Below are 23,334 nucleotides of genomic sequence, written 5' to 3'. Positions count from 1 at the left end.
CGGGCCGCCGCCGCGTTCTACTCGTCTTCTCCGTCCCGCAGTTCGGCGGCCGCCGGTAGCTCCGCCTCCGTCACCCGGTACACCGTCACCGTCTGCGTCGAGGCGTCGTCGACCTCATCGACGCCCGGGATCCCGCCGAAGTCGATCATGCCGAACTGTTCGTAGCGCGTGCGCTCGGCGGGGCCGACCCACACGTAGCGCACGTCGTACTCGCGGAACACCTCGACGGCGGCAGCCTCGGAGGTGTACGCGTCGTCGACGGCGCGGACGCGGGCGAAGTACGCCTCCGGCCCGCGGTAGCCGACCTCGTGGTGCCACCCGGCGACCGTCGGCAGCCCGGTGAGGCTGGCGGCGGGGCTGGCGTCCCAGCGGTACATCCGCGGCGAGTGGCCGTAGCGGTCGTCGGCGCCGGGGTAGACGCCGGTCGCGGGCGCCGAGAGGATGGCGGGCTGGCCCTCGCGGGCGTCGAGCCAGTCGATGGCGCGTTCCTCGCTGGGGTGGTACACCGCGACGAAGTCCGTCCCGTCGAGCGTCGGCTCCTCGGGATACCCCTCGCCGACGTGCGCCGGGAGCGCGAACGCGCCGTACAGCCCGGTCGACACGAGGAGGCCGGCGACGAACACCGACGCCAGCACGTCCCGCGTCCCCGGGCCGGGCCACAGCCACGAGGCGTCGGGCCGCGGGCGCGCCTCCAGCAGCCCCGCGAGGACGACGCCGGCGGCGGCGGCCCACAGCGGCCACACCTGCGCGTACGTCTTGAACACGGTGTTCATCCGCCCCGGCCCGGCCTGCTCGTTCAGGAACACCGCCTCGACGAGCAGCGCGAGCCCCGCGCCGCCGACGATCAACACGGTCTCGAAGCCGGCGCGGTCGGTCCGCAGCGCGACCCAGCCGGCGACGAGCAGGAAGCCGAACGGGCCGAGCGCGGGCAGGCCGACGGCAAGCCCCGCGAGCGTCAGTCCCACGAGGCCGGCCACCACCGCGAGGGGCGCCCGCGCCCGACGGCCGCGAGCAGTCCCGCGACGAACGTCGCGAGGAACGCCCCGTGGACGACGAGGAGGCCGCCCAGCGACGAGCGCATCTCGACGGGCAACACGGCGAGCGTCCGCTCGCTCCCGCTCCCGGTGACCGCCCCGAGCAGGAACGGCGAGGCGACGGCGAGCGCGAGCACGCCCGCGGCGGCGACGAGGCCCGCCGCGACGACGGGCCGGGCGAGTTCGTCCGCGAGGCGGCGGCCGCCGTGGCCGCCGTCCGTCGCCGCGGGGTCGTCCGCGGCGCCGCGGCCGCCCAGTCGGTCGAGCGCGCCGTCCACGCGAGCCGCGAGCGGGGCCGGCAGGAGCGTCCGGGGCGCGGCGGGCGCGGCCGCGAGCGCGAGCCACGCCAGCCCGAACACGCTCGGGAAACTCCACGTGTCGAGGACGGCTTGGAAGCCGCCGACGACGGGGACGACGCCGAACAGGAGGAGGCGGCGGCGGCGCGTCGCCGACGCCGGGGTGCGGTAGAGCGCGAACGCGAGCGCCGCCCCCAACAGGAGGAACGGCGTCATCGTCATGTGCGCGTGGAGGTCGCCGTTGAGCCACGCGAACAGCGGGAACTCGTTGATCGTGCCCGGGATGACCCGGCTGGCGGTCCAGTAGGAGAAGTCGCGGGCGACCACTTCGCGGGCGTCGACCCCGAGGAGACCCGCGAGCGACGACCGCGCCCCCGGCGGGAGCGTCCGGAGGAACACCCAGCCGGCGGTGTGGAGGTTCGCGGCGACGCCGACGAGGAACGCCGCGAGCAGCCCGGCGGTCCGGCGCGACCGGTCGCGGGCGGCGGCGACCGAACCGGCCAGATCGTAGACGGCGGCGACGAGCATGCCGAACACGCCCGCGAGCGCGAGGTTGTAGGCGAACCGCGCGGGCGTCGCGGTCAACAGCGCCCACAGCGCGGCCAGCAGGTGGCCGCCGTAGTAGTAGCGCACCCCCTCGCCGGCGAACCACATGTCCTCGGGCGGGAGCGCGCTCGCCCGCAGCAGCGACTTGAGGATGCCGTAGTCGAGGAACTTCTCGCCGGCGCCGGGGTCGACTCCGGGGTCGTGCGCCCGGATCAGGACGACGAAGAGGAAGCCGGCGACGAACACGGCGGCGGTCTCGGCGGCGACGGTGCGGTCGGGGAGGGCGGCGAGGGCGTCGTCGTCGACGGCGAGGTCGCCGTCGCGGAGGGCGTCGCGGTCGACGAGCGCGAGGGCGGCGAGCGCGAGGACGACGAGGAGGGCGACCGCGAGCGCGACGGGGCCGAACGCGACGCGGCCGACCCAGAAGGCGACGACGCCGAGCGTCAGCGCCGAGAGGGGCAGCGCGAACCCGACGCCGCGGGTCGCGGAGCGCGGGAACAGCCGCGCGGCGACGGGGACGCCGACGGCCCCGAGCGCGAGCAGCGCGACGAGCCAGCGGACGACGAGACCGTACTCCATCGATCTGTGGGGGTCGCCGCCGCGGTAAGTCCCTTTCCCTTGTTTCCCCGTCCCGGGGCGCCGCCGCCGGGCCAACGACTAAGGCCGCGCCCGCCGGTCGAACGCACGTGTCCACGGACGACGACGTCGCGACCCCCGTCGACGGGGGGCCACGCGGCGACAGACGGCTGGTGTTCGCCGGCGGCTTCGCACTCATCGCGGCGGTGCTCGGCTACCTCGCGGTGCGCGGGCTGGTCGCGGCGGGGTCGCTCGCGGGGCGCGCCGAGGTGCTCGCGCTCCCCGTGTTCGGCCTGCTCGGCGTCGTCGGCTTCGTGCTGTTCGTCGCGTCGTTCCTGGTCCGGTAGCCGGGCGGCGCGCCCCGAGCGGCCGGGTCCCCGGTCGCTGACCGTTCCGCACCGCTTTTACTCGCCGACAGGGAAGCAGGTGGTATGCAGCCGACCGTCGGGATCGTCGTCCCCGCCTACCGGCCGGACCCCGGTCGGCTCCGGACGTACCTCCGGGCGCTCCGCGAGGCGGTCGACCCCGACGAACTCCGCGTGGAACTCGACGCCCCGCCGGGGCGCGGCGGCGTGGCGACCGACGCCGCCGCCCTCGGCCTGCCGGACGCCGTCGACTGCCGCGTCGTCCGCCGCCGACGCGGGAAGGGCGCGGCCGTCACCGCCGGGTTCGAGGCGCTCTCGACGGACGTGTACGCGTTCGCCGACGCCGACGGCGCCACGCCCGCCGCGTCGGTCGCGTCCGTGATCGCCCCGGTCGTCGACGGCGAGGCGGCGCTGGCGACCGGCTCGCGCCGCCACCCGGCGGCGGACGTGCGCTCCCACCAGACGTTCGCGCGGCGGTTCCTCGGCGACGGTTTCGCGTGGATCGCCCGCCGCCTGCTCGACGCACAGCTGTACGACTACCAGTGCGGCGCGAAGGCGCTCACGGCCGACGCTTGGGCGGCGGTCCGCGACCACCTGTACGAACCGGGGTTCGCGTGGGACATCGAACTCGTCGCGGTCGCCGCGGCGCTCGACTACCGGATCGCCGAGGTGCCGGTGACGTGGGAGGACCAGCCCGGCTCGACCGTCTCGCCGGTGCGGGACGCCCTCGACATGGGGCGCGGCCTGCTCGTCGCGCGCCACCGCGCCCGGCTCATCCGCGACGACCGCCTGCACGGCCTGCTCGACCGCGAGGAGGGCGTCGCGCTGGTCGACCGCCGCGGCGACGGCGCCGAGGCCGACGGCGGGCGCCCCGGCGACGCCGACCGACCGACGGGCGGGCGCGACGCCGCGGGGAGCGACCCGGAATGAGCGACGACGCCGGCGCCGTCGGGACGCTCGCCTCGGGGACGCGCATCGGGCAGTTCGTCTCGGTCGGGGTGGTCGGGTTCGTCTTCGACATCGCCACCTCGACGGCCCTGCGCGAGGCGGGGGTGTTCCCGGAGCTGGCGGCGTTCATCGGCATCGAGGTGGCGGTCGTCGTGATGTTCCTGCTCAACGACCGCGTGACGTTCGCCGAGGAGGGGCTGGCGGGGCTCGCGCCGACGCTGCGCCGGCTGGCGAAGTCGAACGTCGTCCGCGCGGGCGGCATCGCGGTCCAGTTGGTCGTGTTCACCGTGCTGTTCCGGGTGGTCGCGCTCCCGCTGTCCCTGTGGGACGTCGACCTGTGGTTCGTCGTCTCCCGCGCCGGCGGCATCGGCGCGGGGATGGTCGTCAACTACGTCGCCGAGAGCGTGTTCACCTGGCGCGTGCTGGAGTGATGTGGGTGAAAGTCGCACACGGCGGCGGGATACGAAACACAACCCTTACAAGTGCAGGTCCAGTTCGATATGGTAGCGGGATGGGATAGCCAGGAGATTCCGCCGGGCTCATAACCCGGAGATCGGTAGTTCAAATCTACCTCCCGCTACTTCTGGCCGACCGGTCGACACGACCGGCTCGCCGTCGTCCGTCGCCCCGACGAGGGCGCTCCTCGCCGGTCGCGACGCGGCGCCGTCGACGACGCTGGGTATTTGTCGCAGCGGCCGTGACCGGTCACACATGGCCGTGACCGACGGGACCGTGTCCTTCGACGTGGACGCGGCGGTGGGGGGGATCGAGGCCGCGCTGGACGAGGGGACGTCGCTCCGCGTCTTCGCCGCGTTCACGCCGGAGACGTACGAGATCGTGTACGTCGACGACCCGACGCGCGCGGCGTACGACGACGACGCGGAGATGGCGGCCCACTTCGACCGGATCCACCAGTACGCGGGGATCGACTTCTCGGAGATCGGGCTGTTCGTCGACGACCTGTTCCCGGCCGCCGAGGGCGTCGAGTACCTCGCGACCGGGATGGACTACCTCACGGTCGTGCGGGTGTTCCTCGGCGACGAGGGGCTGTTGCTGTCGCTGGACCCCGACGCGGACGTGGCACGGGTCGTCGACGCGGTCGACGCCGCCCTCGACGCCGACCTCGGCTCCGCCGGCGACAGCCTCGGCGCGGCGACGTTCTGAGTCGCCGGCGGTGTCGCGCCGGCGGGGCGAGTCAGTTGCCGGTGAAGTCGATCCGGCTGCCGCCCTCCTCGCGGTCGACGCCGCTGGGCCCGCGGTGTGCGAAGGCGTAGTCGTCGTCGTCGACGTACACCGCGCCGTCGACGACCGTCACGTCGACCGTCTCCAACACGGAGCCCTCGCAGGGCCCGAAGTCGCAGTAGCCGGTGTCGAGTTGGAACGTCGCGCCGTGCTTGTTGCACCACACCTCGCCGTTCGTGACGCGCGCGCCGTCGCCCTTGTCGAGGCGGACGTCCGTCCAGTGTTGGCAGTAGTTGCGGTACGCGACGACCGTCCCGTCCGACAGCCGGCTACAGATCGCCTCCGCCGGCTCGCCGTCGGCGGTCCGGACGGTGAACAGCAGCGTCCCGTCCGCGGGCACCTCCTCGACGTCGGCGACGCGGGCGTCCTCGTCCATACGCCGGCGGAGGGACGCCGCGTTTGTATGCCTCCCTATTCCCGGCGGTCCTCGCCGGGGACCGAGTCGTCGTCGCCGCCGGCGACCCCGGCGTCATCGGCGCCGTCCGCCGCGTAACACGCGCGCTCCACGCGCTCGTCGTACAGCCGCGAGAGCAGCGTCGTGACCGGTCCGCCGCCGATGGCGACGCCGTCGTACGTCCCGACGGGCCGGAGTTCGCGGATCGAGGACGCGAGGAACGCCTCGTCGGCGCCGCGCACGTCGTCGGGCGTGTAGCGGCCCTCCTCGACGGGGAACCCCTCCTCGCGGGCGATGTCGAGCACCTCGGCGCGGGTGACGCCCGGGAGCACCGGCCCGTCAAGCGACGGCGTGCGGATGGCGTCGTCGGCGACGAAGAACAGGTTCGCCGTCGCACACTCCGCCACGTGCCCCTCGTCGTCGAGCAACACCGCCTCGTCGGCGCCCGTCACCCGCGTCTCGACGCGGGCGAGCACGTTATTGAGGTAGTTGTGCGTCTTCGCCTCGCTCGGGATCGCGCGGTCGGCCACCCGGCGGGTCTTCACCGTCTGGATCGTCGCGGGCCCGTCCCACGTCGACTCGCCGCCGCGGTCCTCGCGCCCGCCGCGCGGGAGGGGCTTCACGAGCACCACGACCGTCGGCGCCGTGTCGGCGGGCTCGGGCGGCGCGAACCCGGGCGTCTCCCCGCGCGTCACCGACAGCCGGACGTACGCGTCCGCGAGGTCGTTCGCGCGGAGCGTGTCGCGGACACGTGCTCGGAGGTCCAGTTTCGACAGCCCCACCTCGTCGGCGGGCATCCCGAGCGCGTCGAGGCTCCCGAACAGGCGGTCGGCGTGGGCGTCCCAGCGCCACAGCGTCCCGCCGTACGCGCGCACCGTCTCGAAGGCGGCGTCGCCGTACTGGAAGCCGCGGTCGCGCACCGACACGGACGCCTCGCTGGCGGGCACGAGGTCGCCGTCGACGTGGTACAGGCGGTCGTCGCTGTCCGCCCCGCGGTCGTTCACGCGAACCCACCCCGCTCGCAGACCCGGAGGAACGCCCGGACCATCGCCTTCCCGTCGGGCGTGAGGATGCTCTCGGGGTGGAACTGCACGCCGACGTGCGGGCGCTCGGTGTGGCGCACGCCCATCACCACCTCGCGCTCGTCGTCGGTCCACGCCGTCTCGGCGAGCGTGTCGGGGATCGCGTCGTGTTCGACACACAGCGAGTGGTAGCGCCCCACCTCGAGGCGGTCGGGCAGGCCGGCGAACACGCCGCGGCCGTCGTGGCGCACGTCGGAGGGCTTCCCGTGGACGACCTCCGGCGCGAGCGTCACGGCGGCGCCGTTGGCCGCACACAGCGCCTGGTGGCCCAGGCAGACCCCGAGCGCCGGGCGGTCCAACTCGGCGAACACGGGGACGGAGACGCCCGCCTCCTCGGGCGTCCCGGGGCCGGGCGAGACGACGACGCCGTCGGGGTCGAGCGCGCGGATCCCGTCGACGTCGACGCGGTCGTTGCGGCGGACGAGCACCTCGTCGGCCAGCTCGCCGACGTACTGGACGAGGTTGTACGCGAACGAGTCGTAGTTGTCGACGACGAGGATCCGTCCGCCGACGGCGTCGGCGGCCGGGTCCGGCTCCCCGCGGTCGGCGCCGGCGTCGCGGCTCACTCGTCCACCTCCATGCGCCCGTCGAGCGCGTCGTCCACCGAGCGGACGAGCGCGCGGGCCTTCGCCAGCGTCTCCTCGTACTCGGCCTCCGGGTCGGAGTCGTGGACGATGCCGGCGCCGACGCGGAGGTGGTAGCGGTCGCCCGTGCGCACGAGCGTCCGGATGACGATGTTGGCGACGAGGCGGCCGTCGAAGCCGGCCGCGAACATCGACCCCGTGTACGGCCCCCGGCGGGTGCCCTCGAGCCGGTCGATGATCGCCATGGTCTCCGGCTTCGGGGCGCCGGTGATGGTGCCGCCGGGGACCACCGCCGCGAGCGTGTCCGCCAGCGAGCGGTCCGGGCGCTCCTCCCCCTCGACGAGCGAGACGAGGTGCATCACCTCCGAGTAGCGGTCGACCCGGCGGTACTCCGGCACCGAGACGGTGCCGTACGCGCTCACCTTCCCCAGGTCGTTGCGTTCGAGGTCGACGAGCATCGCGTGTTCGGCGCGCTCCTTCTCGTCGCCCGCGAGCTCGGCCTCCAGCGCGGCGTCCGTCTCCGGGTCCGCGTCGCGCGGGCGGGTGCCGGCGATGGGCTCGGTTTCGAGTCGAGCGCCCGCGTCGCCGCCCGCGTCCCCCGGTCGGTCGCCTCGCCGGGCTCGCGCCGCAGGAGGAGTTCGGGGCTCGCGCTCACGAGGTCGACGCCCGGGAACTCCACGAGCCCGGAGTACGGCGCCGGGTTCCGGGCGCGCAGGGCGGCGTAGGCGACGACGGGGTGGACCGCCGCCGGGGCGACGAGCCGCTGGCTCACGTTCGCCTGGAAGGTGTCCCCGGCCCGGATCGCCTCCTTGACGCGGCGGACGCGCTCGGCGTAGGCGTCGCGGCCGCAGTCGCTCTCGAAGCTGACGGCGTCGGCGGCGGCGGCGGGCGCGGACCCGACGGACGGGTCGCCGTCGACGGCGCGCTCGGCGAGGTCGCGCGCGGCCGCGACCCCGGCGTCGTAGGCCGCGTCGGCGTCCGCGTGGTCGGCGACGCGCGGACACGACGTGACCCGGAGCGTCACCGCGCCGTCGTCGCGGGGTTCGCTCCACGACGCCAGCGTCGTGTACAGGCCCGCCTGGAGGCGCGGGAGGCCGCGGTCGTCGACCGCGCCGTCCGGGGGGAACGACTCCAGCTCCCGGGCCGTGTCGTACGAGAGCCAGCCGAAGACCCCGCAGGGGTACGGCACCGCGCAGTCGCCGCGCACCAGCGTCGCCGTGTCGAGCAGCCCGGCGAGCGCCTCCAGCGTCGGCGACGGGTCGGCGTAGTCGCCGTGTCCCGGGTGGTCGGGGTCGCGGACGCTCGCCTCGGGAGCGACGGTGAGCGTCTCCGCCGGGTCGACGCCGAAGTAGCCGCGTCCGGGCTGGCCGCCGGTCGTCTCGTAGAACACGCCGGGCCGGGCGGCCGTCCGGGCGCGGCGGTACGCCTCGAACGGGTCCCCGACGGTCACCCGGCCCTCGACGGGGATCCGGGCGTCGGCGGGGGCGTCGGCCGCGAGTCGGCGGAACGACTCGCGGTCCGTGACCGTGTGCATGCACGGGACTCCTCCCGGCAGGGAAAAAGCGGGTTCGGTTCCGGCGCTACGCGTCGTAGTCGGTCGCGCGGTCGATCCAGCGGTTCACGCGCTTCTCGGAGACGGTGGTCCCCTCGGCGACCGCGGCGGCGTCGGCGGCCGCCAGATCCGCGACGGTGTGGATGCCCAACTCCGCCAGTCGCTCGGCGTACGCCGGCCCGATCCCCTTGATCTCGTCGACCGGGACGCCGTCGTCGTCGTCGGCCTCGTCGTCGGCCGTCTCTTCCTCGTCGTCGGGGTCGGCCTCGTCCTCCTCGGCCTCCTCTGCCTCCTCGGCGTCGACATCGGCGTCGTCGGCGTCGGTCGTCACGTCGTCGGCCCCCGGACCGGCGGCCTCCGCGGGCTCGGCGGCGGCCGCGGCGTCCGCCGTGGCCTCGGCCTCGTCGACGAGCGACTCCGTCGACGCGTCCGCGTCGGTGCCGGCGGCCACCGGCTCGGCTTCCTCGTCGGCCTCGTCGTCGTCCTCCGCGGCTTCGTCGGTCCCGTCGTCGTCGGCCGCCTCGTCGCCGTCCTCGGCGGGCACCTCGGCGTCGACCTCCCCTCCTCGGCCGCGCCGGCGTCGGCGCCCTCGGCGGCCTCCGCGGGCTCGGCGGCGCCCTCGTCCTCGTCGACGGCGCTCCCCGTGGAGGCGGCGGCGTCCGTCTCCGCGGCGGCGGCCTCGTCGGCGTCGTCGGTGCCCTTCACGGCCGCCTCCGTCTCCGCGTCGGCCGCCTCGCTCGCCGTGTCACGCTCGCGCTCGACGGTCACGGCCGTCTCGCCCGACCGCGACCCGTTCGACTCGCGCCCCCCCAGTCCGAGCAGTCGCTTGATCTGCTGAATGATTCCCATTTGGCGAAACGACGCCGGCGCCTTTTAAAAAACCAGCGGCGGGACTCGGGAAAACCGGACGGCGTGAGGGCGACGCGTGTCCGTTACGGCAGTTCCGCGCGCAGCGCCTCGTTCATCGCCGCGACGGGCGCGTCCTCGCCGGTCCACCGCTCGAACGCCTCCACCCCCTGGAACAGCAGCATCCACGCGCCGTCGACGGTGACGGCGCCGGCCGCGCGGGCGTCGCGCAGCAGGCGGGTGTCGAGCGGGGCGTACACCGCGTCCAACACCGCGAGGTCGGCGTGGAGCAGGTCGGCGGGCACCGGCGTCTCGTCGGCCTCCATCCCCACGGTCGTGGCGTTCACCAGCAGGTCCGCGTTCGGCACCGTGTCGGCGAGGCTGTCGAGTCCGCCGGCCGTCACCGTCGTCGGCGTGTCGAGGTCGTCCGGGAGGGCCGTCCGCACCTCGGCGGCGAGCGACTCGGCTCGCTCGGCCGTCCGGTTCGCGACGTGGAGCGTGACGGCGTCCTCCGCGAGCGCGAACGCGGCGGCTCGTCCCGCCCCGCCCGCGCCGACGACCACCGCGGCGGCGCCCTCGCGCTCGGCGTCGTGGCGGGCGAGCGCCCGTCGGACCCCGGCCACGTCGGTGTTGTACCCCCGCGGCGGGTCGGTCGTGCAGTCGACGGTGTTGACCGCGCCCACCGCCGCGGCGAGGGGTCCGGCTCGACGGCGTCGAGCACGTCCCGTTTGAACGGCACTGTCACGTTCAGGCCGGCGACGCCGAGGGTCGTCGCGGCCTCGACCGCGGCGGCGCCGTCCCCCTCGTCGGGCTCGAAGGTGACGTACCGCGCGTCGAGCCCGAGCGCGTCGTAGGCGGCCTCGTGCATCGGCGGCGACAGCGAGTGCCCGACCGGGTTCCCGATCAGTCCGTACACGTCCATGGGCTACGTCGGTCGCGGCGCCCGATAAAACACGGCGTGCGCCGCGGCGGTCCGCCGATCGTCGGCTCGGCGCGACGGCTCCGGACGGGTATGTACCCCACACGTGTCTACTGACTGAGGATATCCGCGCTGAGAGCCGGCGGGGCAGCGTTATCTACCGGACTCCGCCACCGGCGGGTATGTTGGAACTCGCGGGGGCGCTCCCCCCGTTGGAGATTCGGACCAGCCCGCGGTGGATCTGGATGGCGCTGACGACGGACGGCGCCGGGGTGTCGCTGCTGCTCGGGGTGGTGCTGTTGTACCTCGGGGCGGAGTCGCTCGTGACGGGGGCCAAGGGGCTGGCGACGGACGTCGGCGTCCGCGCGGCGGTCGCCGGCGTGACGGTCGTGGCGTTCGCGACGACGGCGCCGGAACTGTTCGTCGCCGTCGTCGGGAAACTCGAGAAGACGACCACCATCGGGCTGGGGGCGGTCGTCGGGTCGAACGTCGCGAACATCTGCCTCGTGCTCGGGCTGTCGGCGCTCGTCCGGCCGATGGCCGTCTCCCGCGAGACGGTTCGCCGGCACCTCCCGTTCATGGTCGCGGCCGCCGTGTTGCTCGTCGCGCTCGGGGCCGACGGCACCCTGAGCACGCTCGACGGCGCCGTGTTCCTGCTCGTGCTCGCCGGGTTCACCGTGGTCCTGCTGCGCGGGGTCTCCGATCCCGACCCCGACGCCGCGGACGCCGCCGCGGGCGACGGCGCCGACACCGGGGCGGTCGTCGCCGACGGGGGTACCGCCGTCGCGGCGCCGCTGGGTCGCCTCGCCCGGGTCGACCCGCGCGACCTCCTCTTCCTCGGCGCCGGCCTCGCGCTCCTGCTCGTCGGCGCCCGGCGGCTCGTCGAGGGCGGCACCGCGGCGCTGTACCTGCTGGGCGGCTCCGACCGCCTCGTCGGCGTCACCGTCCTCGCGCTGGGGACGTCGCTCCCCGAACTCGCGGCCAGCCTCGTCTCGGCGCTCCGCGGCGAGGCCGACTTCTCCGTGGGGAACGTCGTCGGGTCGAACATCTACAACGTCCTCGCCGTCCTCGGGGTGTTGACGCTGCTGTCGCCGATCCGCGTGCCCGCCTCGGTGGTCGGGACGGACTTCCCGGTGTTGCTGGCGGCGACGGCGTGCTGTGCCCTGCTGCTCGCGGTCCGGGGGCGCGTCGGCAGGGTCGCGGGGGCGGGACTCCTCGCGGGCTACGCCGGCTACGTCTCGCTGCTCGTGTGACCGCGCCGCCGGCCGTCACCGTCGGTCCCCGGCTCTATAGTCTCAATATCGATACGTAGGTGCGCGACGTTAAGTAGGGGAGGTCGAACCGTCGCAGGTATGTTACAGTTGGCCGACGTGCTTCTGACGGAACACGGCCTGTTCTTGCTGTTGGGTGTCGTCTTCCTCTATCTGGGTGCCGAGTCGCTGGTGAAGGGGGCGGCCGGGCTCGCGCTCGGGATCGGGCTCCACGCCGCGCTGGTGGGCGTGACGGTCGTGGCGTTCGCGACGACGGCGCCGGAGCTGTTCATCGGCGTCATCTCCGGCGTCGACGGCGACTCCCAGCTCGGGCTGGGCGCGATCATCGGCTCGAACATCGCCAACATCGGGCTCGTGCTCGGCGTCGCCGCGCTGGTGCGGCCGCTGTCGGTGTCGTCGACGGTCGTGCGACGCCACGTCCCGTTCATGGCGCTGGCGGCGGGGCTGCTCGTCGTCTTCGGCCGCGACGGGATCATCGGGCGCGGCGAGGGCGCCGTGTTCCTGCTCGTGCTCGCGGCCTTCACGTTCGTGCTGTACCGGGGCGCGACCGGCGGGGTCGCGGCGAACGCGGTCGACGAGTCGGGCGCCGTCGCCGACGGCGGCGTCGTCGAGGAGATGCCCGACGTCGACCCCGACGGCGTCGACGTGCGCCACGTCGCGTTCCTCGTCGTCGGGCTGGCGCTGCTGTTCTTCGGGTCGCGCTGGCTCATGGACGGCGGGCGGTCGATCCTGTACCAGTTCGGCTTCTCCCAGCGGCTCGTCGGGCTGACGGTGCTGGCGTTCGGCACGTCGCTGCCGGAGTTCGCCGCCAGCGTCGTCGCGGCCGTCCGTGGTCAGGCGGAGTTCGCGGTGGGGAACGTCGTCGGGTCGAACATCTACAACGTCCTCGCCGTCCTCGGCCTGGTCGCGGTCGTCGTCCCCGTGTTCGTCCCCGTCAGCGTCGAGTCGTTCGACTTCCCCGCGCTCGTCGCGTTCACCGTGGCCGCTGTCGCGGTGATGCTGCGCGGCGGCGAGGTCGGACGCATCGACGGCGCCGTTCTGGTGGGCGGGTACCTCGTGTTCTTCTGGCTGCTGGTCCCGTAGGAGACCCGAGATCGGCGGCGACGCGCCCGGAATCGCCGCTTCGGGGCGGTCGAGGTGAAGCGCAAGAGTAAGGCGTCGCCGCGGGCACCGTCAGGGTAATGAGTTCGCGCCTTCGCCACCCCCCTGACGGGGCTGTTCGGGGGGGATCCTGCTCACCCTCCCGTGGGTCCTGTCGTGGCTGACCGGGCTGAACGAGTCGTTCTCGACGCTGACGACCGTCGGGGTCGCCGGCGTCGCGGTGCTCGGCGCCTCGTTCCTCCTCGCGTGGGGCGCCGAGACCGCCGAGAAGGACGTGCCGCGCGCGTTCGCCATCGCCGTCCTCGCGGTGCTGGCGGTCGCCCCCGAGTACGCCGTCGACGCGCTGTACGCGTGGCAGGCGGGGCAGGGCGACGCCGCCGCGGGCAACCTCGCGGTGGCGAACATGACCGGCGCCAACCGCATCCTCATCGGGCTCGGCTGGTCCGGCATCGCGCTGTTCTCCGTCTACCAGGCGTACGGCGGCAGCGGCGACGCCAACGTCGTCACCAACGAGAAGTTCCTCGGCGACTACGTCTCGCTCGACCGCGACATCTCGCTGGAGGTGGCGTTCCTGTTCCTCGCGACGGTGTACGCGTTCTTCGTGCCGCTGGGCGGCGGCATCGGCGCCGTCGACACCCTGTTCCTCGTCGGCCTGTACGTCGCGTACATCCTCGTCATCGTCCGCGGCGACGTCGAGGAGGTCGAAGAACAGGTCGGCGTGCCGGCCTACCTCCAGTCGAAGCCGTTCCCCGTCCGGGCCGTGTCGGTGCTGTCGCTGTTCGCCTACTCCGGCCTGCTCATCTTCACCGCCGTCGAGCCGTTCGCCCACGGGCTGGAGGCGCTGGGGCTCCAGTTCGGCATCCCCGAGTTCTTCATGATCCAGTGGATCGCGCCGCTGGCCTCCGAGAGCCCCGAACTGATCGTCACCGCCTACCTCGTGAACAAGGCGCGCTCGACGGCCGCGTTCAACGCGCTCATCTCCTCGAAGCTCAACCAGTGGACGCTGCTCATCGGGACGCTCGTCGTCGTCTACTCCATCTCCGCCGGCCAGTACGGCGTGTTGATGTTCGACGAGAAGCAGGCCGCCGAGATCTGGATCACCGCCGCCCAGAGCTTCTTCGCGCTCGGGATCCTGATCAACTTCAACATCTCCGTCCGCGAGTCGCTGCTGTTGTTGACGCTGTTCCTCTCGCAGGTGCTCGTGGAGTTCTACTTCATCCGGACGATGACCGAGGCGGCCGCCGAGGCCAACTCCATCCTGCTCCTGCAGGCGTTCACCGTCGTGTACATGGTGCTCGGCGTCGGCCTCCTCGCCGCCCGCCGCGACGAGATCCGGCAGGTCGCCTCGCTCACCCGCTCGACCGTCAGCGACGCGGTCGGCGGCGGCTCCGAACAGCCGGCCGACTGACGCTCCCGTCCCGTTTCCGTTCCCGTTCTCCCTCCCGCTCCCGCCCCCGGTCCCCTGTCGCCGCCCGTCCGCCGGAACCGACGCGTATTCCACCGCCTGTCCGCTACACCCGCGCAGTGATCGGTATCGTCGTCTCCCGGGCGGACCGCGCCTCCACCCACATCGCCGAGCGGCTGCTCGATCTGGCCGACTGGACCGAACGGACCGACGGCTCGCGCGCCGACGCCGACGGCGGCGGCACGTACCACGTCCTCGGCCGGGCGGGCGCCGACGGGGACGAGCGGCTCGAACTCCGCTCGTTCGACGACCTCCACATCCGGCTGGACGACCCGACGCCCGCCTTCTCGCGACGGCCCGACTACCTCGTGTTCGTCTCCCGGCACGCGGGCGACACCGGACCGTTGCTCACGTGCCACTTCACGGGCAACTTCGGCGCCGCGGAGTACGGCGGCGAGGCGGGGTCGTTCGCGCCCGCGTGCCCGGGCGTGCAGCGCGCGCTCGTGGCGGGCTTCGACGAACACGCGCCCGACGGGTACGGCGTCGCCATCGAGGGCACCCACCACGGGCCGACCGACCTCGCGGTGCCGGCGGTGTTCGCGGAGGTCGGCAGCGACGAGGCGCAGTGGGACGACCCGGCGGGCGCGGGCGCCGTCGCCCGCGCGGTGCTGGGCCCCGAGCGCGGCGCGACCGTCGCCGTCGGCGACCCCGAGCGCCCCCGGCACGTCGTCGGCTTCGGCGGCGGCCACTACGCCCCGCGGTTCGAGCGGGTGCTCCGCGAGACGGCGTGGGGCGTGGGCCACGTCGGCATCGACTGGCAACTGGACGAGTTGGGCCACCCCGGCGAGCACCCGGCCGTGCTCGACGCCGCGATCCGCGCCAGCGACGCCGACTACGCGCTCGTCGAGGGCGAGCGCCCGGTGCTGCGCGAGGCGCTGGCCGACCGGGGCGTGCGCGTCGTCGGCGAGTCGTGGGTGCGCGCGGTCGACGACACGCCGCTGGCGCTGGTCGACGCGCTGGAGGCGGCCCTCGTCCCGGTCGCGGACGGCCTCCGGTTCGGCGAGCGCGCGGCCGACGACGTGGACCCGACGGACGGCTACCGCGTCGACGACCTCCCGGCCGAGCTGCTCGCGGAGGCGCAGGGGATCGACGCCGACGCGACGCGGGCGGCCGTCGAGACGCACGCGGTCGCGTTCGAGACGGAGCAGGCGGGGACCCGCGCGGCCGGGCGGGTCGTGTTGCCGGTCGCCGACGCCGACCCGTACGACGCGCTCGTGGACGCTCTCGCGGGCGTGTTGCGCGGCAAGTACGACGAGGTGGCCCGCGAGGGGGACGCGGTCGTCGCGCGGGTGGAGTCGTTCGACCCCGAGCGCGCGGCGACGCTCGGGGTTCCCGAGGGCCCGAAGTTCGGGGCGCTGTCGTCGGGCGAGGCGGTCGAGGTGAACGGGCGCACGATCCGGCCCGAGACCGTCAGCCGGCGGCGCGAACGGGCGTTCCCCGTCTGACAGGTACGCCGTCGTTTCCGCGTCGCAGCGGCGCCGTCTCCGCCTCCGAGGGCGCCGTAGGGGCGCGCTACGGCGTCTGACAGATGCAAGACGTGAGGGGGAAGGATAATAACTCTCCGTCAGTAAGGCACCCGCATACCTATGGACTCCATCGTTGAGGACGCGATCAACGAGGCCGAGGAGGAGTCGGGGGACGTGGGGGACAACGGTGCTCCCGCGGACGCCGGCGCCGCGGCCTCGAACGACGACACGGCGGGGTCGTCGGGCTCGGGGGACGCCCCGCGAACGGGCAAGATGACCGACGAGGAACTGCAGGACGTCCTGAAGGACCTCCAGACGAACATCACCGTCGTCGGCTGCGGGGGCGCCGGCGGCAACACGGTGAACCGGATGGCCGAGGAGGGTATCCACGGCGCGACGCTCGTCGCCGCCAACACCGACGTCCAGCACCTCGTCAACATCGAGGCGGACACGAAGATCCTGATGGGCCAGGAGAAGACCCAGGGGCGCGGTGCCGGGTCGCTCCCGCAGGTCGGCGAGGAGGCCGCCATCGAGTCCCAGTCGGAGATCCGCGAGTCGCTCGACGGGTCGGACATGGTGTTCGTCACCGCCGGGCTGGGCGGCGGCACCGGCACCGGCTCGGCGCCCGTCGTCGCGAAGGCGGCCCGCGAGATCGGCGCGCTCACCATCGCCATCGTCACGACGCCGTTCACGGCGGAGGGCGAGGTGCGGCGCACGAACGCCGAGGCCGGCCTCGAGCGCCTCCGCGACGTCGCCGACACCGTGATCGTCGTGCCGAACGACCGCCTGCTCGACGCCGTCGGGAAGCTCCCCGTCCGCCAGGCGTTCAAGATCAGCGACGAGGTGCTGATGCGCTCGGTGAAGGGCATCACGGAGCTGATCACCAAGCCCGGCCTCGTCAACCTCGACTTCGCCGACGTCCGCACCGTCATGGAGAAGGGCGGCGTCGCGATGATCGGGCTCGGCGAGTCCGACTCCGACACGAAGGCGCAGGAGTCGGTGCAGTCGGCGCTCCGGTCGCCCCTGCTCGACGTCGACATCTCCGGCGCCAACTCCGCGCTCGTCAACGTCACCGGCGGCTCCGACATGAGCATCGAGGAGGCCGAGGGCGTCGTCGAGGAGATCTACGACCGGATCGACCCCGACGCGCGGATCATCTGGGGCACCTCCATCGACGAGGAGCTCGACGGCTCGATGCGCACGATGATCGTCGTCACGGGCGTCGACTCCCCGCAGATCTACGGCCGCAACGAGGCCGCGCAGGCGGCCGCCGGCGACAACCTCGAGGACATCGACTACGTCGAGTAGTCGAGTCCGCCGCCGTCGCGGTCCCGCCCGACGGCCGTCCGTCCACGGAGTCCACGACTCCCCGCCCCGCCGGCGAGCGCCCTCCGTTCGTCACCTCCGCCGCCAGCCGACGGCACGTCCCGCCGCTCCCGGCCGCGCGGGGCGCTCGGCGCCGGAGCAACAGATATAGAAGGAGCGGCGCAGTACGCCCGATAACCATGGATGTCAAGTACGACCTGACAAGCTACGTCAGGGTGCTCAAGCTGGCGAGCACGCCCTCCTGGGAGGAGTTCTCCCAGATCTCGAAGATCGCCGGCGCGGGCATCTTCCTCGTGGGCTTCCTCGGGTTCGTCATCTTCGCGGTCATGTCCGTGTTCACCGGAGGGATCTGACGGTGCCCATCTACTCGGTGAAGACGACGGCGAGCCAGGAGCGCACCGTCGCCGACATGATCGCCAGCAAGGAGATGGCCGAGATCCACGCCGTCCTCGCGCCCGACCAGCTCACCAGCTACGTGATGGTCGAGGCCGACGACGACGCCGTGATCCGCCGCGTGCTGGAGGAGGTGCCCCACGCCCGCGGGCTCGTCGAGGGGCCCGGCGGCGTGGCCGGCCAGTCGTCGATGTCGGAGGTCGAGCACTTCCTCTCGCCGACCCCCGACGTCGAGGGGATCGCCGAGGGCGACATCGTCGAGCTGATCGCCGGCCCGTTCAAGGGCGAGAAGGCGCAGGTCCAGCGCATCGACGAGGGGAAAGACCAGGTGACCGTCGAACTGTACGAGGCGACGGTGCCGATCCCCGTGACGGTGCGCGGCGACCAGATCCGCGTGCTCGACTCCGACGAGCGCTGACGCGCTCGTCGTGCTCCCGTTCGCTCCTGCTCGCGGGAACTCCGGCGAGCGGTAGGCTCGCGGTCGGTCGGTTCTTCTGTACGGTTCGTGCGGCGTCCCGCGAGAAGCGCCGGCGCCGCCCCTACACCGAGCCGTCGATCCGGTCGACGATCTCTTGGAGGTCGGCGGTCTCCTCGATCTCGGCTTTGATCTCCTCGCGCTCGCGCACGTCGTCGGAGTCGGCCTCGTACGCGCGGACGAACTCCGCGCGGGTGTGCTCGTCGAACGCGTGGCGGATGGCGAAGTAGCCGTCGGGGACGACGGTGCCGCACACCCGACACTCGTGTCGCTCGTGTGCGGTCGTCTGGTGGACGACGGCGTCCTCGACCGTGTCGAACGCCGCGTCGCACCCGTCGAGGCCACAGGCCCACCGGGAGGACATACCGGACCACACAGGAGGTGCCCGCTTAAGCGTTCCCGTGACGAGACCGCGACCCGGAAACGGAATCGTTACCGCCGGGCCGGTCGACGTCCGCCTGTGACCGGAGCACGGACCCGGGTCGACCCGCACGTGAAGGTGCTCGACGAGCGCGTCGTCGAGCGGGCGCGCGAGGCCGGCATCGACACGCTGGTGTACGCCCCGCACTTCACGCGGCTCCCGGAGATCCGCGCGCGCGCCGAGCGCCACTCGACCGACGCGGTGACGGTCGTCCCCGCCCGCGAGGTGTTCACCGGCGACTGGGGGAACCGTCGCCACCTGCTCGCGCTCGGGCTCTCCGAGCCCGTCCCCGACTTCATCACCTTCGAGGCGGCGCTGGCGGAGTTCGACCGGCAGGGCGCCGCCGTGCTCGTCCCGCACCCGGAGTTCATGAACGTGAGCCTCACGCGGGCGGAGGTGGGGGCGTACCGCGACCGCGTCGACGCCGTCGAGACGTACAACGCGAAGCTGTTCGACCACCACAACGACCGCGGCGCGCGGATCGCCGCGGCGTTCGACCTGCCGGGCTTCGGCTCGTCGTACGCCCACCGCCGCGGCACCGTCGGCGCGGCGTGGACCGAGTTCGAGGGCGACGTCCGGGGTGAGGACGCCCTCGTCGAGGCGTTCAGGACGGGGACGCCGCGGACGGTCGTCAGGCGGACGGACCCCGCCACGCGGCTGCGGCGGCTCGTCGAGTTCGCCCACCTCGGCTACGAGAACTCCTACGGGAAGCTCGACCGACTGTTCCTCTCGGGGATGGAGGCGACCCACCCGAGACACATCGCCTACGACGGCCGCTTCGACGACGTCGCGGTGTACTGAGACGGCTCGGACGGCCGCGCGCCGGCGTCGGGGACGCCGGCGGGACCTCCCTCAGATCGGCAGCCCGGCGAGCAGCGCTGCCACCTGCTCCCGCGGAGTCCCGGTGCTCAGGTCGACGACGAAGAACTGGACGACCGCCAGCACCGCCAACTCGGCGAGGGTGATGACCACGGTCACCGCGTCGGCGTGCTTGCTCGACGTGGTGACGCCGATGGGGAGCCCGTACTCGGTCTTGAGCAGCGGATAGAACAGCGCGATACCGCGCCTGCTGCCGACGACGTCGAGGACGTAGTGGGTGACCACCCCGATCCAGACGAACCGGAGGTTCCCGAAGTACAGCGGGTACGCGAGGAACACCGCGAGGACGGGGAGGTTGTGGAGCGTCTTGCGGTGTTTGCCGAAGGCGGTGTCGACGTCGGGGAACAGCGCCCCGAGCACGAGCGGGACGAACAGTTCGGCGATGGTGACGAACGTCTCCACGTCGCCGGAGGGCTGGAGGACGTACCCCAGTCCGATCGCCAGCAGGATGGCGTTCAACACGTGGCCCTTCTTGTTCACGCCCCTCCCTGTTCGCGGGAGCGACCAAACCGTTTCGGCATCGCCGCGTCGGACGGTCGCGTGACGCCGGGGCCGTCGCCCCCTCCCCGTCGGCTACCCGCGCGTCCCGACCGCGGCGAGCAGGTCCGACAGCGCCCGCCGTGCGATCCGCTCTTTGATCTGCGTCCGGCTCCCGTCGAACTCGTAGCGCTCGACCGTCGCCCCGCTGTCGCCCGTCCCCCACTCGCCGGCGTACGCGACGCCGACGTAGACGGTGCCGACGGGCTTCTCGTCGGTCCCGCCGCCGGGGCCGGCGATCCCGGTGGTCGCGACACCCCAGTCGACGGCGGCGGTGTCGCGCACGCCGCGGGCCATCGCCCGCGCGACCGGCGCCGACACCGCCCCCTCGGCGTCGAGGTGTTCGCGCGGCACCGCCAACTCCTCCAGTTTCGCGTCGTAGCTGTAGGTGACGACCGAGCGGTCGAAGTAGTCGCTGGAGCCGGCGACGTCGGTGAGGAGCGACCCGATCAGGCCCCCGGTGCACGACTCGGCGGTCGCGACCGTCTCGCCGGCGTCCCGGAGGGCGTCGCCGACGCGCGCCTCGACGGGCGGCTCGGCTGCGAACTCGCGCATACGGGCCCCACAGCCGGCGCCGGCATAAGACCGCGGGAGTGAAGGGGCGAGCGCACGCAGTTCCGGCGACACACCGTGCGCTACGACCGCCCGCAGTTCTTCCACGTGATGCAGTACGCCCAGTCCGCCGACCGCGACGTGGTGGACATGGTGTCGGGGAATCCCGACTGGGAGCCGCCCGCGGCCCTGCGCTCGGGCCTGCGCGAGTACGCCGACGCCGACCCGGACGCGTTCCAGTACCCGCCCAGCGAGGGACTGCTCGACCTTCGCGAGGAGATCGCCGCCAGACGGAACGTCGACGCCGACCGGGTCGTCGTCACCAACGGCACCGGCGAGGCGAACTACCTCGCGATGGCCGCGGCGCTCGACCGCGACGCCGGCTCCGAGGTGCTTCTCACCGATCCCGTCTACCCGTACTACCCCGGCAAGGCCGAACTGCTCGACGCCGAGCCGACGCTCGTGGCGACCGAGCGCGACGGCTCGCTCGACCCCGCGCGCTTCCGCGAGGCGGCCGGCGAGGAGACGTCGCTGATCCTCGTGAACACGCCGAACAACCCGACCGGCGCGGTGTACTCGCGGGAGTCGCTCCGCGCGCTCGCCGACCTCGCGGCCGAGGTGGACGCGACGCTCGTCGTCGACGAGGTGTACGACCACTTCGACTTCACGGGGGAGTTCGAGTCGGCGCTGACGCTCGACTCGGACCGGGTGGTCGTCACCACCGGCTACTCGAAGTCGATGGCGATCACCGGCTTCCGCGTCGGCTACGTCGTGCTCCCCGACCACCTCGTCGACACGGCGAAGACGCGCCACATGCTCGTCAACGTCGCCACCTCCCGGCCCCCGCAGGTGGCCGTGCTCGAAGCCCTGCGGGAGACCGACGCCGACTACTACGCCGACGTCCGGGCGATGCTCCGCGAGCGGGTGGAGACGTTCACGGACGCGCTCGACGCCGCGGGCGCCGAGTACACCACCCCCGCGGGCGCGTTCTACGTCCTCGCTCGGTTCGACGACTTCTCGGGGACGATGGCGAACGCGAAGCGGCTGATCGACGAGGCGGGCGTCGCGGGGATGCCGGGGGAGACGTTCGGCTCCGCGCGCGACGAGTGGCTCCGGTTCGCGTTGGTGACGCCACGGGTCGACGAGGCGGCCGGGCGGCTGGCGGACTACTTCGGCTGACGCGCCGCGGCGAGGACTTTTGGGGCGGACGGGAGAACGGGCCCGGCGATGTCGCTCCCCGACCGCGAGGCGGTCCCCGACGCCGAGAAGTGGGACCCCTCGCTCGTCTTCGAGACGCCCGCCGACTGGGAGGCGGCCGCCGACGCGTTCGCCGACCGCCTCGACGAGCTCCGCGCGTACGAGGACCGCGCGACCGCCGACGGCGAGACCCTCCGCGAGCTGCTCGACCTCGTCGAGGAGCTGCGGGTCCGCCGGCTGGGGTCGCTGTGGCTGTACGCGCTTCTCACCTCCTCCGTCGACACGACCGACGAGGCGGCCCGCGACCGCGTGGCCCGCTACCGCGACCTCAAGGCGGAGCTGGATGCGGCCGTGGGCTTCCTAACTCCCGAACTCCGGGAAGCGGGGCGCGACCGCGTCGCGGCGCTCGTCGACGAGACGCCCGAGCTGGACGGCCACCGGGCACACCTCGACCGCCTGCTCGCGGGCGCCGACCACGCCCTCTCGCCGGCGACGGAGTCGGCCCTCGGGGAGCTCGGCCCGACGCTCGAGGCCGGCTCCGGCGCCGGTCGCGCCATCGCAGAGGGCGACGTCGAGACGCCGACCGTCGAGGCGCCCGACGGCGGGACGGAGACGGTCACGGGCACCGCGACGGCGCGGCTGCTCCGGTCGCGCGACCGCGCGTTCCGCGAGACGGTGTTCGAGCGCCGCCGCGACGCGCTCGCGGCCCACCGCCACGGGATGGCCGCCGCCTACGTCGAGCGGATCCGCGCGGACGTCCGGCTCGCCCGCCTCCGCGGGTTCGACTCGGCGCTCCACCGACGGCTGGAGGGACGGTTCCCCGTCGCGGCGTACGACACGGTGATCGACGGGATCGCCGACCGGCTCGACCCGTACCACCGGCTGCTCGCCGCCCGGAGCGCCGTCACGGCGGGCGACGAGCTGCGCGAGTGGGACGTCCACGTCCCGCTCGTCGACGGCGACCCCCCGACGGTACCGTACGGGGAGGCGACGGAGCTGATCTGCGACGCGCTCGCCCCCCTCGGTGAGGCGTACGTCGACCGGCTCCGGTCGATCCTGGCCGAACGCCGCGTCGACGTCCGCCCGACGGCGAACAAGCGCCGCGGCCCGAAGGCGATGGCGCTCACCTCCGTCGCCGACGGCCCGTTCCTCGCGCTGCGGTACGACGGCGACCTCCGGGCGCTGTACCTGTTCGCCCACGAGCTCGGCCACGCGATGCACCGACTGCTCGCGAGCGACGACCAACGGGCGGTCGATCAGGGGATCCCCGACCACGTCGCGGAGGTGCCGTCGTTCGTCCACGAGGTCCTGCTCGCGGACCACCTCGCCGACGTCTGGGACGGCGACCGGGGCCGCCACGCCGAGGCCGTCTTCCTCGACAAGCTGCCGCTGTACCGGGCGGCCCGCGGCGGGCGGTTCGTCCGCGGGCTCCACGAGACGGTGGCGGCGGGCGGCGACCCCGGTCCCGACGCGATCGACGACCGCCACCGGGACCTGCTCGGGGAGTTCCGCGCGCCCGTCGCGCTCGGGGACCGCGCGGGGGCGGGCTGGCTGGAGATCGACCTCTCGCGGGACCCGTACCACGCGTACCTGTACGCCGTCGGCTCCGTCGGCGCGCTGAGTCTGGCCCGTGCGCTGCGCGAGGGCGCCCTCGACGCGGCGGAGTACCGGTCGATGCTCGCCCGCGGGCGGAGCGTCCGCCCCAACGAGGCGTTCGCGCCGGCGCTGGACTTCGCGGACGAGGCGACCACGGAGCGGGGCGTGCGGGCGTACGCCGACCGGGTGGACCGCCTCCTCGGCGCCATCGACGCGTCGGCGTAGGGTGGACCGCGGCGCTCCCCGAGCGACGGATAGACAAGCGTCCGCG

The 23,334-nt window shown here is 73.5% G+C and carries 20 protein-coding genes, 1 tRNA gene and 4 pseudogenes; 15 read left to right on the top strand and 10 right to left on the bottom strand.

Annotated elements, in window-relative coordinates:
* Positions 1 to 17 precede the first annotated feature (17 nt).
* Positions 18 to 2,455 (bottom strand): annotated as a pseudogene (locus P0R35_RS11090) (DUF2298 domain-containing protein).
* A gap of 107 nt (positions 2,456 to 2,562) precedes the next feature.
* Here P0R35_RS11090 and P0R35_RS11085 point away from each other — a divergent pair.
* The 5 genes from P0R35_RS11085 (at position 2,563) to P0R35_RS11065 (ending at position 4,929) form a co-directional block, all read left to right on the top strand.
* A complete protein-coding gene (locus P0R35_RS11085) occupies positions 2,563 to 2,799 on the top strand; it encodes a hypothetical protein (RefSeq protein ID WP_284012524.1) in 237 nt (78 codons plus the stop codon).
* 84 nt (positions 2,800 to 2,883) lie between these two features.
* The gene (locus P0R35_RS11080; protein ID WP_284012523.1) at positions 2,884 to 3,747 is read left to right on the top strand and encodes a glycosyltransferase; all 864 of its coding nucleotides are present in this window, start codon (positions 2,884 to 2,886) and stop codon (positions 3,745 to 3,747) included.
* Positions 3,744 to 4,196, top strand: a complete 453-nt coding sequence (locus tag P0R35_RS11075; protein ID WP_284012522.1) for a GtrA family protein — start codon at positions 3,744 to 3,746, stop codon at positions 4,194 to 4,196. Before P0R35_RS11080 ends, P0R35_RS11075 begins: the two co-directional genes overlap by 4 nt.
* Before the next feature lie 74 nt (positions 4,197 to 4,270).
* A tRNA-Met gene (locus P0R35_RS11070) sits at positions 4,271 to 4,345 on the top strand.
* A gap of 131 nt (positions 4,346 to 4,476) precedes the next feature.
* Positions 4,477 to 4,929, top strand: coding sequence for a DUF7522 family protein (locus P0R35_RS11065; RefSeq protein ID WP_284012521.1), 453 nt, complete (start codon positions 4,477 to 4,479; stop codon positions 4,927 to 4,929).
* A 31-nt stretch (positions 4,930 to 4,960) separates the two neighbouring features.
* Here P0R35_RS11065 and P0R35_RS11060 read toward each other — a convergent pair whose 3' ends face one another.
* The 6 genes and pseudogenes from P0R35_RS11060 to P0R35_RS11035 all read right to left on the bottom strand — a co-directional run bounded on the left by P0R35_RS11060 (position 4,961) and on the right by P0R35_RS11035 (position 10,387).
* Positions 4,961 to 5,383: a Rieske (2Fe-2S) protein gene (locus tag P0R35_RS11060; protein WP_284012520.1), complete on the bottom strand. Its 423-nt coding sequence runs from the start codon at positions 5,381 to 5,383 to the stop codon at positions 4,961 to 4,963.
* 35 nt (positions 5,384 to 5,418) lie between these two features.
* Positions 5,419 to 6,405: an aminotransferase class IV gene (locus P0R35_RS11055; RefSeq protein WP_284012519.1), complete on the bottom strand. Its 987-nt coding sequence runs from the start codon at positions 6,403 to 6,405 to the stop codon at positions 5,419 to 5,421.
* A complete protein-coding gene (locus P0R35_RS11050) occupies positions 6,402 to 6,983 on the bottom strand; it encodes an anthranilate synthase component II (protein WP_284014615.1) in 582 nt (193 codons plus the stop codon). The genes P0R35_RS11055 and P0R35_RS11050 overlap by 4 nt, the downstream gene beginning before the upstream one ends.
* A gap of 62 nt (positions 6,984 to 7,045) precedes the next feature.
* Positions 7,046 to 8,601, bottom strand: a pseudogene (locus P0R35_RS11045) (anthranilate synthase component I family protein).
* Between the two features lie 46 nt (positions 8,602 to 8,647).
* Complete coding sequence (locus P0R35_RS11040; protein WP_284012518.1) at positions 8,648 to 9,163, bottom strand: helix-hairpin-helix domain-containing protein; 516 nt, start codon at positions 9,161 to 9,163, stop codon at positions 8,648 to 8,650.
* Between the two features lie 388 nt (positions 9,164 to 9,551).
* A pseudogene (locus P0R35_RS11035) lies at positions 9,552 to 10,387 on the bottom strand (shikimate dehydrogenase).
* A gap of 242 nt (positions 10,388 to 10,629) precedes the next feature.
* Between P0R35_RS11035 and P0R35_RS11030 the strand changes: the two are divergent.
* The 7 genes and pseudogenes from P0R35_RS11030 to P0R35_RS11000 all read left to right on the top strand — a co-directional run bounded on the left by P0R35_RS11030 (position 10,630) and on the right by P0R35_RS11000 (position 17,824).
* Positions 10,630 to 11,637: a calcium/sodium antiporter gene (locus P0R35_RS11030; RefSeq protein WP_321170457.1), complete on the top strand. Its 1,008-nt coding sequence runs from the start codon at positions 10,630 to 10,632 to the stop codon at positions 11,635 to 11,637.
* A gap of 99 nt (positions 11,638 to 11,736) precedes the next feature.
* On the top strand, positions 11,737 to 12,738 hold the full coding sequence (locus P0R35_RS11025; protein WP_284012516.1) for a calcium/sodium antiporter: 1,002 nt from the start codon (positions 11,737 to 11,739) through the stop codon (positions 12,736 to 12,738).
* A gap of 98 nt (positions 12,739 to 12,836) precedes the next feature.
* A pseudogene (locus tag P0R35_RS11020) lies at positions 12,837 to 14,164 on the top strand (calcium:cation antiporter family protein).
* A gap of 116 nt (positions 14,165 to 14,280) precedes the next feature.
* Complete coding sequence (locus tag P0R35_RS11015) at positions 14,281 to 15,666, top strand: D-aminoacyl-tRNA deacylase (protein ID WP_284012515.1); 1,386 nt, start codon at positions 14,281 to 14,283, stop codon at positions 15,664 to 15,666.
* A gap of 141 nt (positions 15,667 to 15,807) precedes the next feature.
* Positions 15,808 to 16,995 carry a cell division protein FtsZ gene (gene ftsZ / locus P0R35_RS11010; protein WP_284012514.1) on the top strand — a complete coding sequence of 396 codons (1,188 nt, stop codon included), beginning with the start codon at positions 15,808 to 15,810 and terminating at the stop codon, positions 16,993 to 16,995.
* Between the two features lie 197 nt (positions 16,996 to 17,192).
* Positions 17,193 to 17,366 carry a protein translocase SEC61 complex subunit gamma gene (locus P0R35_RS11005; protein WP_276237974.1) on the top strand — a complete coding sequence of 58 codons (174 nt, stop codon included), beginning with the start codon at positions 17,193 to 17,195 and terminating at the stop codon, positions 17,364 to 17,366.
* A gap of 2 nt (positions 17,367 to 17,368) precedes the next feature.
* Positions 17,369 to 17,824 carry a transcription elongation factor Spt5 gene (locus tag P0R35_RS11000; protein WP_276237972.1) on the top strand — a complete coding sequence of 152 codons (456 nt, stop codon included), beginning with the start codon at positions 17,369 to 17,371 and terminating at the stop codon, positions 17,822 to 17,824.
* 121 nt (positions 17,825 to 17,945) lie between these two features.
* On the opposite strand, the gene P0R35_RS10995 is transcribed toward P0R35_RS11000, so the two are convergent.
* Entirely contained in the window at positions 17,946 to 18,245 is a 300-nt protein-coding gene (locus P0R35_RS10995; RefSeq protein WP_284012513.1) for a DUF7565 family protein, read from the bottom strand.
* 96 nt (positions 18,246 to 18,341) lie between these two features.
* Between P0R35_RS10995 and P0R35_RS10990 the strand changes: the two genes are divergently transcribed.
* Positions 18,342 to 19,103, top strand: coding sequence for a PHP-associated domain-containing protein (locus P0R35_RS10990; protein ID WP_284012512.1), 762 nt, complete (start codon positions 18,342 to 18,344; stop codon positions 19,101 to 19,103).
* Positions 19,104 to 19,154: 51 nt separating this feature from the next.
* Here P0R35_RS10990 and P0R35_RS10985 read toward each other — a convergent pair whose 3' ends face one another.
* Together P0R35_RS10985 and P0R35_RS10980 are read right to left on the bottom strand one after the other, a co-directional pair.
* The gene (locus P0R35_RS10985; protein WP_284012511.1) at positions 19,155 to 19,661 is read right to left on the bottom strand and encodes a metal-dependent hydrolase; all 507 of its coding nucleotides are present in this window, start codon (positions 19,659 to 19,661) and stop codon (positions 19,155 to 19,157) included.
* 93 nt (positions 19,662 to 19,754) lie between these two features.
* Positions 19,755 to 20,273, bottom strand: coding sequence for a CinA family protein (locus P0R35_RS10980; protein WP_284012510.1), 519 nt, complete (start codon positions 20,271 to 20,273; stop codon positions 19,755 to 19,757).
* 108 nt (positions 20,274 to 20,381) lie between these two features.
* On the opposite strand from P0R35_RS10980, the gene P0R35_RS10975 reads away from it, so the two are divergent.
* Positions 20,382 to 21,449, top strand: a complete 1,068-nt coding sequence (locus P0R35_RS10975; protein ID WP_432765048.1) for a pyridoxal phosphate-dependent aminotransferase — start codon at positions 20,382 to 20,384, stop codon at positions 21,447 to 21,449.
* A 48-nt stretch (positions 21,450 to 21,497) separates the two neighbouring features.
* The gene (locus P0R35_RS10970) at positions 21,498 to 23,288 is read left to right on the top strand and encodes a M3 family oligoendopeptidase (protein WP_284012508.1); all 1,791 of its coding nucleotides are present in this window, start codon (positions 21,498 to 21,500) and stop codon (positions 23,286 to 23,288) included.
* Positions 23,289 to 23,334 lie beyond the last annotated feature (46 nt).

Origin of the sequence: Halobaculum litoreum (assembly GCF_030127125.1) — an archaeon.
Lineage (GTDB): Archaea > Halobacteriota > Halobacteria > Halobacteriales > Haloferacaceae > Halobaculum > Halobaculum litoreum.
Note: the sequence above shows the minus strand (reverse complement) of the source record. Positions and strands in the feature narration are given on the sequence as shown.

Bases quoted from the DNA above. Each gene is read 5' to 3' on its own strand.
- P0R35_RS11080 (WP_284012523.1), top strand. From the start codon at position 2,884: ATGCAGCCGACCGTCGGGATCGTCGTCCCCGCCTACCGGCCGGACCCC.
- P0R35_RS11075 (WP_284012522.1), top strand. From the start codon at position 3,744: ATGAGCGACGACGCCGGCGCCGTCGGGACGCTCGCCTCGGGGACGCGC.
- P0R35_RS11065 (WP_284012521.1), top strand. From the start codon at position 4,477: ATGGCCGTGACCGACGGGACCGTGTCCTTCGACGTGGACGCGGCGGTG.
- P0R35_RS11060 (WP_284012520.1), bottom strand. From the start codon at position 5,383: ATGGACGAGGACGCCCGCGTCGCCGACGTCGAGGAGGTGCCCGCGGAC.
- P0R35_RS11030 (WP_321170457.1), top strand. From the start codon at position 10,630: ATGGCGCTGACGACGGACGGCGCCGGGGTGTCGCTGCTGCTCGGGGTG.
- P0R35_RS11025 (WP_284012516.1), top strand. From the start codon at position 11,737: ATGTTACAGTTGGCCGACGTGCTTCTGACGGAACACGGCCTGTTCTTG.
- ftsZ (WP_284012514.1), top strand. From the start codon at position 15,808: ATGGACTCCATCGTTGAGGACGCGATCAACGAGGCCGAGGAGGAGTCG.
- P0R35_RS11005 (WP_276237974.1), top strand. From the start codon at position 17,193: ATGGATGTCAAGTACGACCTGACAAGCTACGTCAGGGTGCTCAAGCTG.
- P0R35_RS10995 (WP_284012513.1), bottom strand. From the start codon at position 18,245: ATGTCCTCCCGGTGGGCCTGTGGCCTCGACGGGTGCGACGCGGCGTTC.
- P0R35_RS10980 (WP_284012510.1), bottom strand. From the start codon at position 20,273: ATGCGCGAGTTCGCAGCCGAGCCGCCCGTCGAGGCGCGCGTCGGCGAC.
- P0R35_RS10975 (WP_432765048.1), top strand. From the start codon at position 20,382: ATGCAGTACGCCCAGTCCGCCGACCGCGACGTGGTGGACATGGTGTCG.
- P0R35_RS10970 (WP_284012508.1), top strand. From the start codon at position 21,498: ATGTCGCTCCCCGACCGCGAGGCGGTCCCCGACGCCGAGAAGTGGGAC.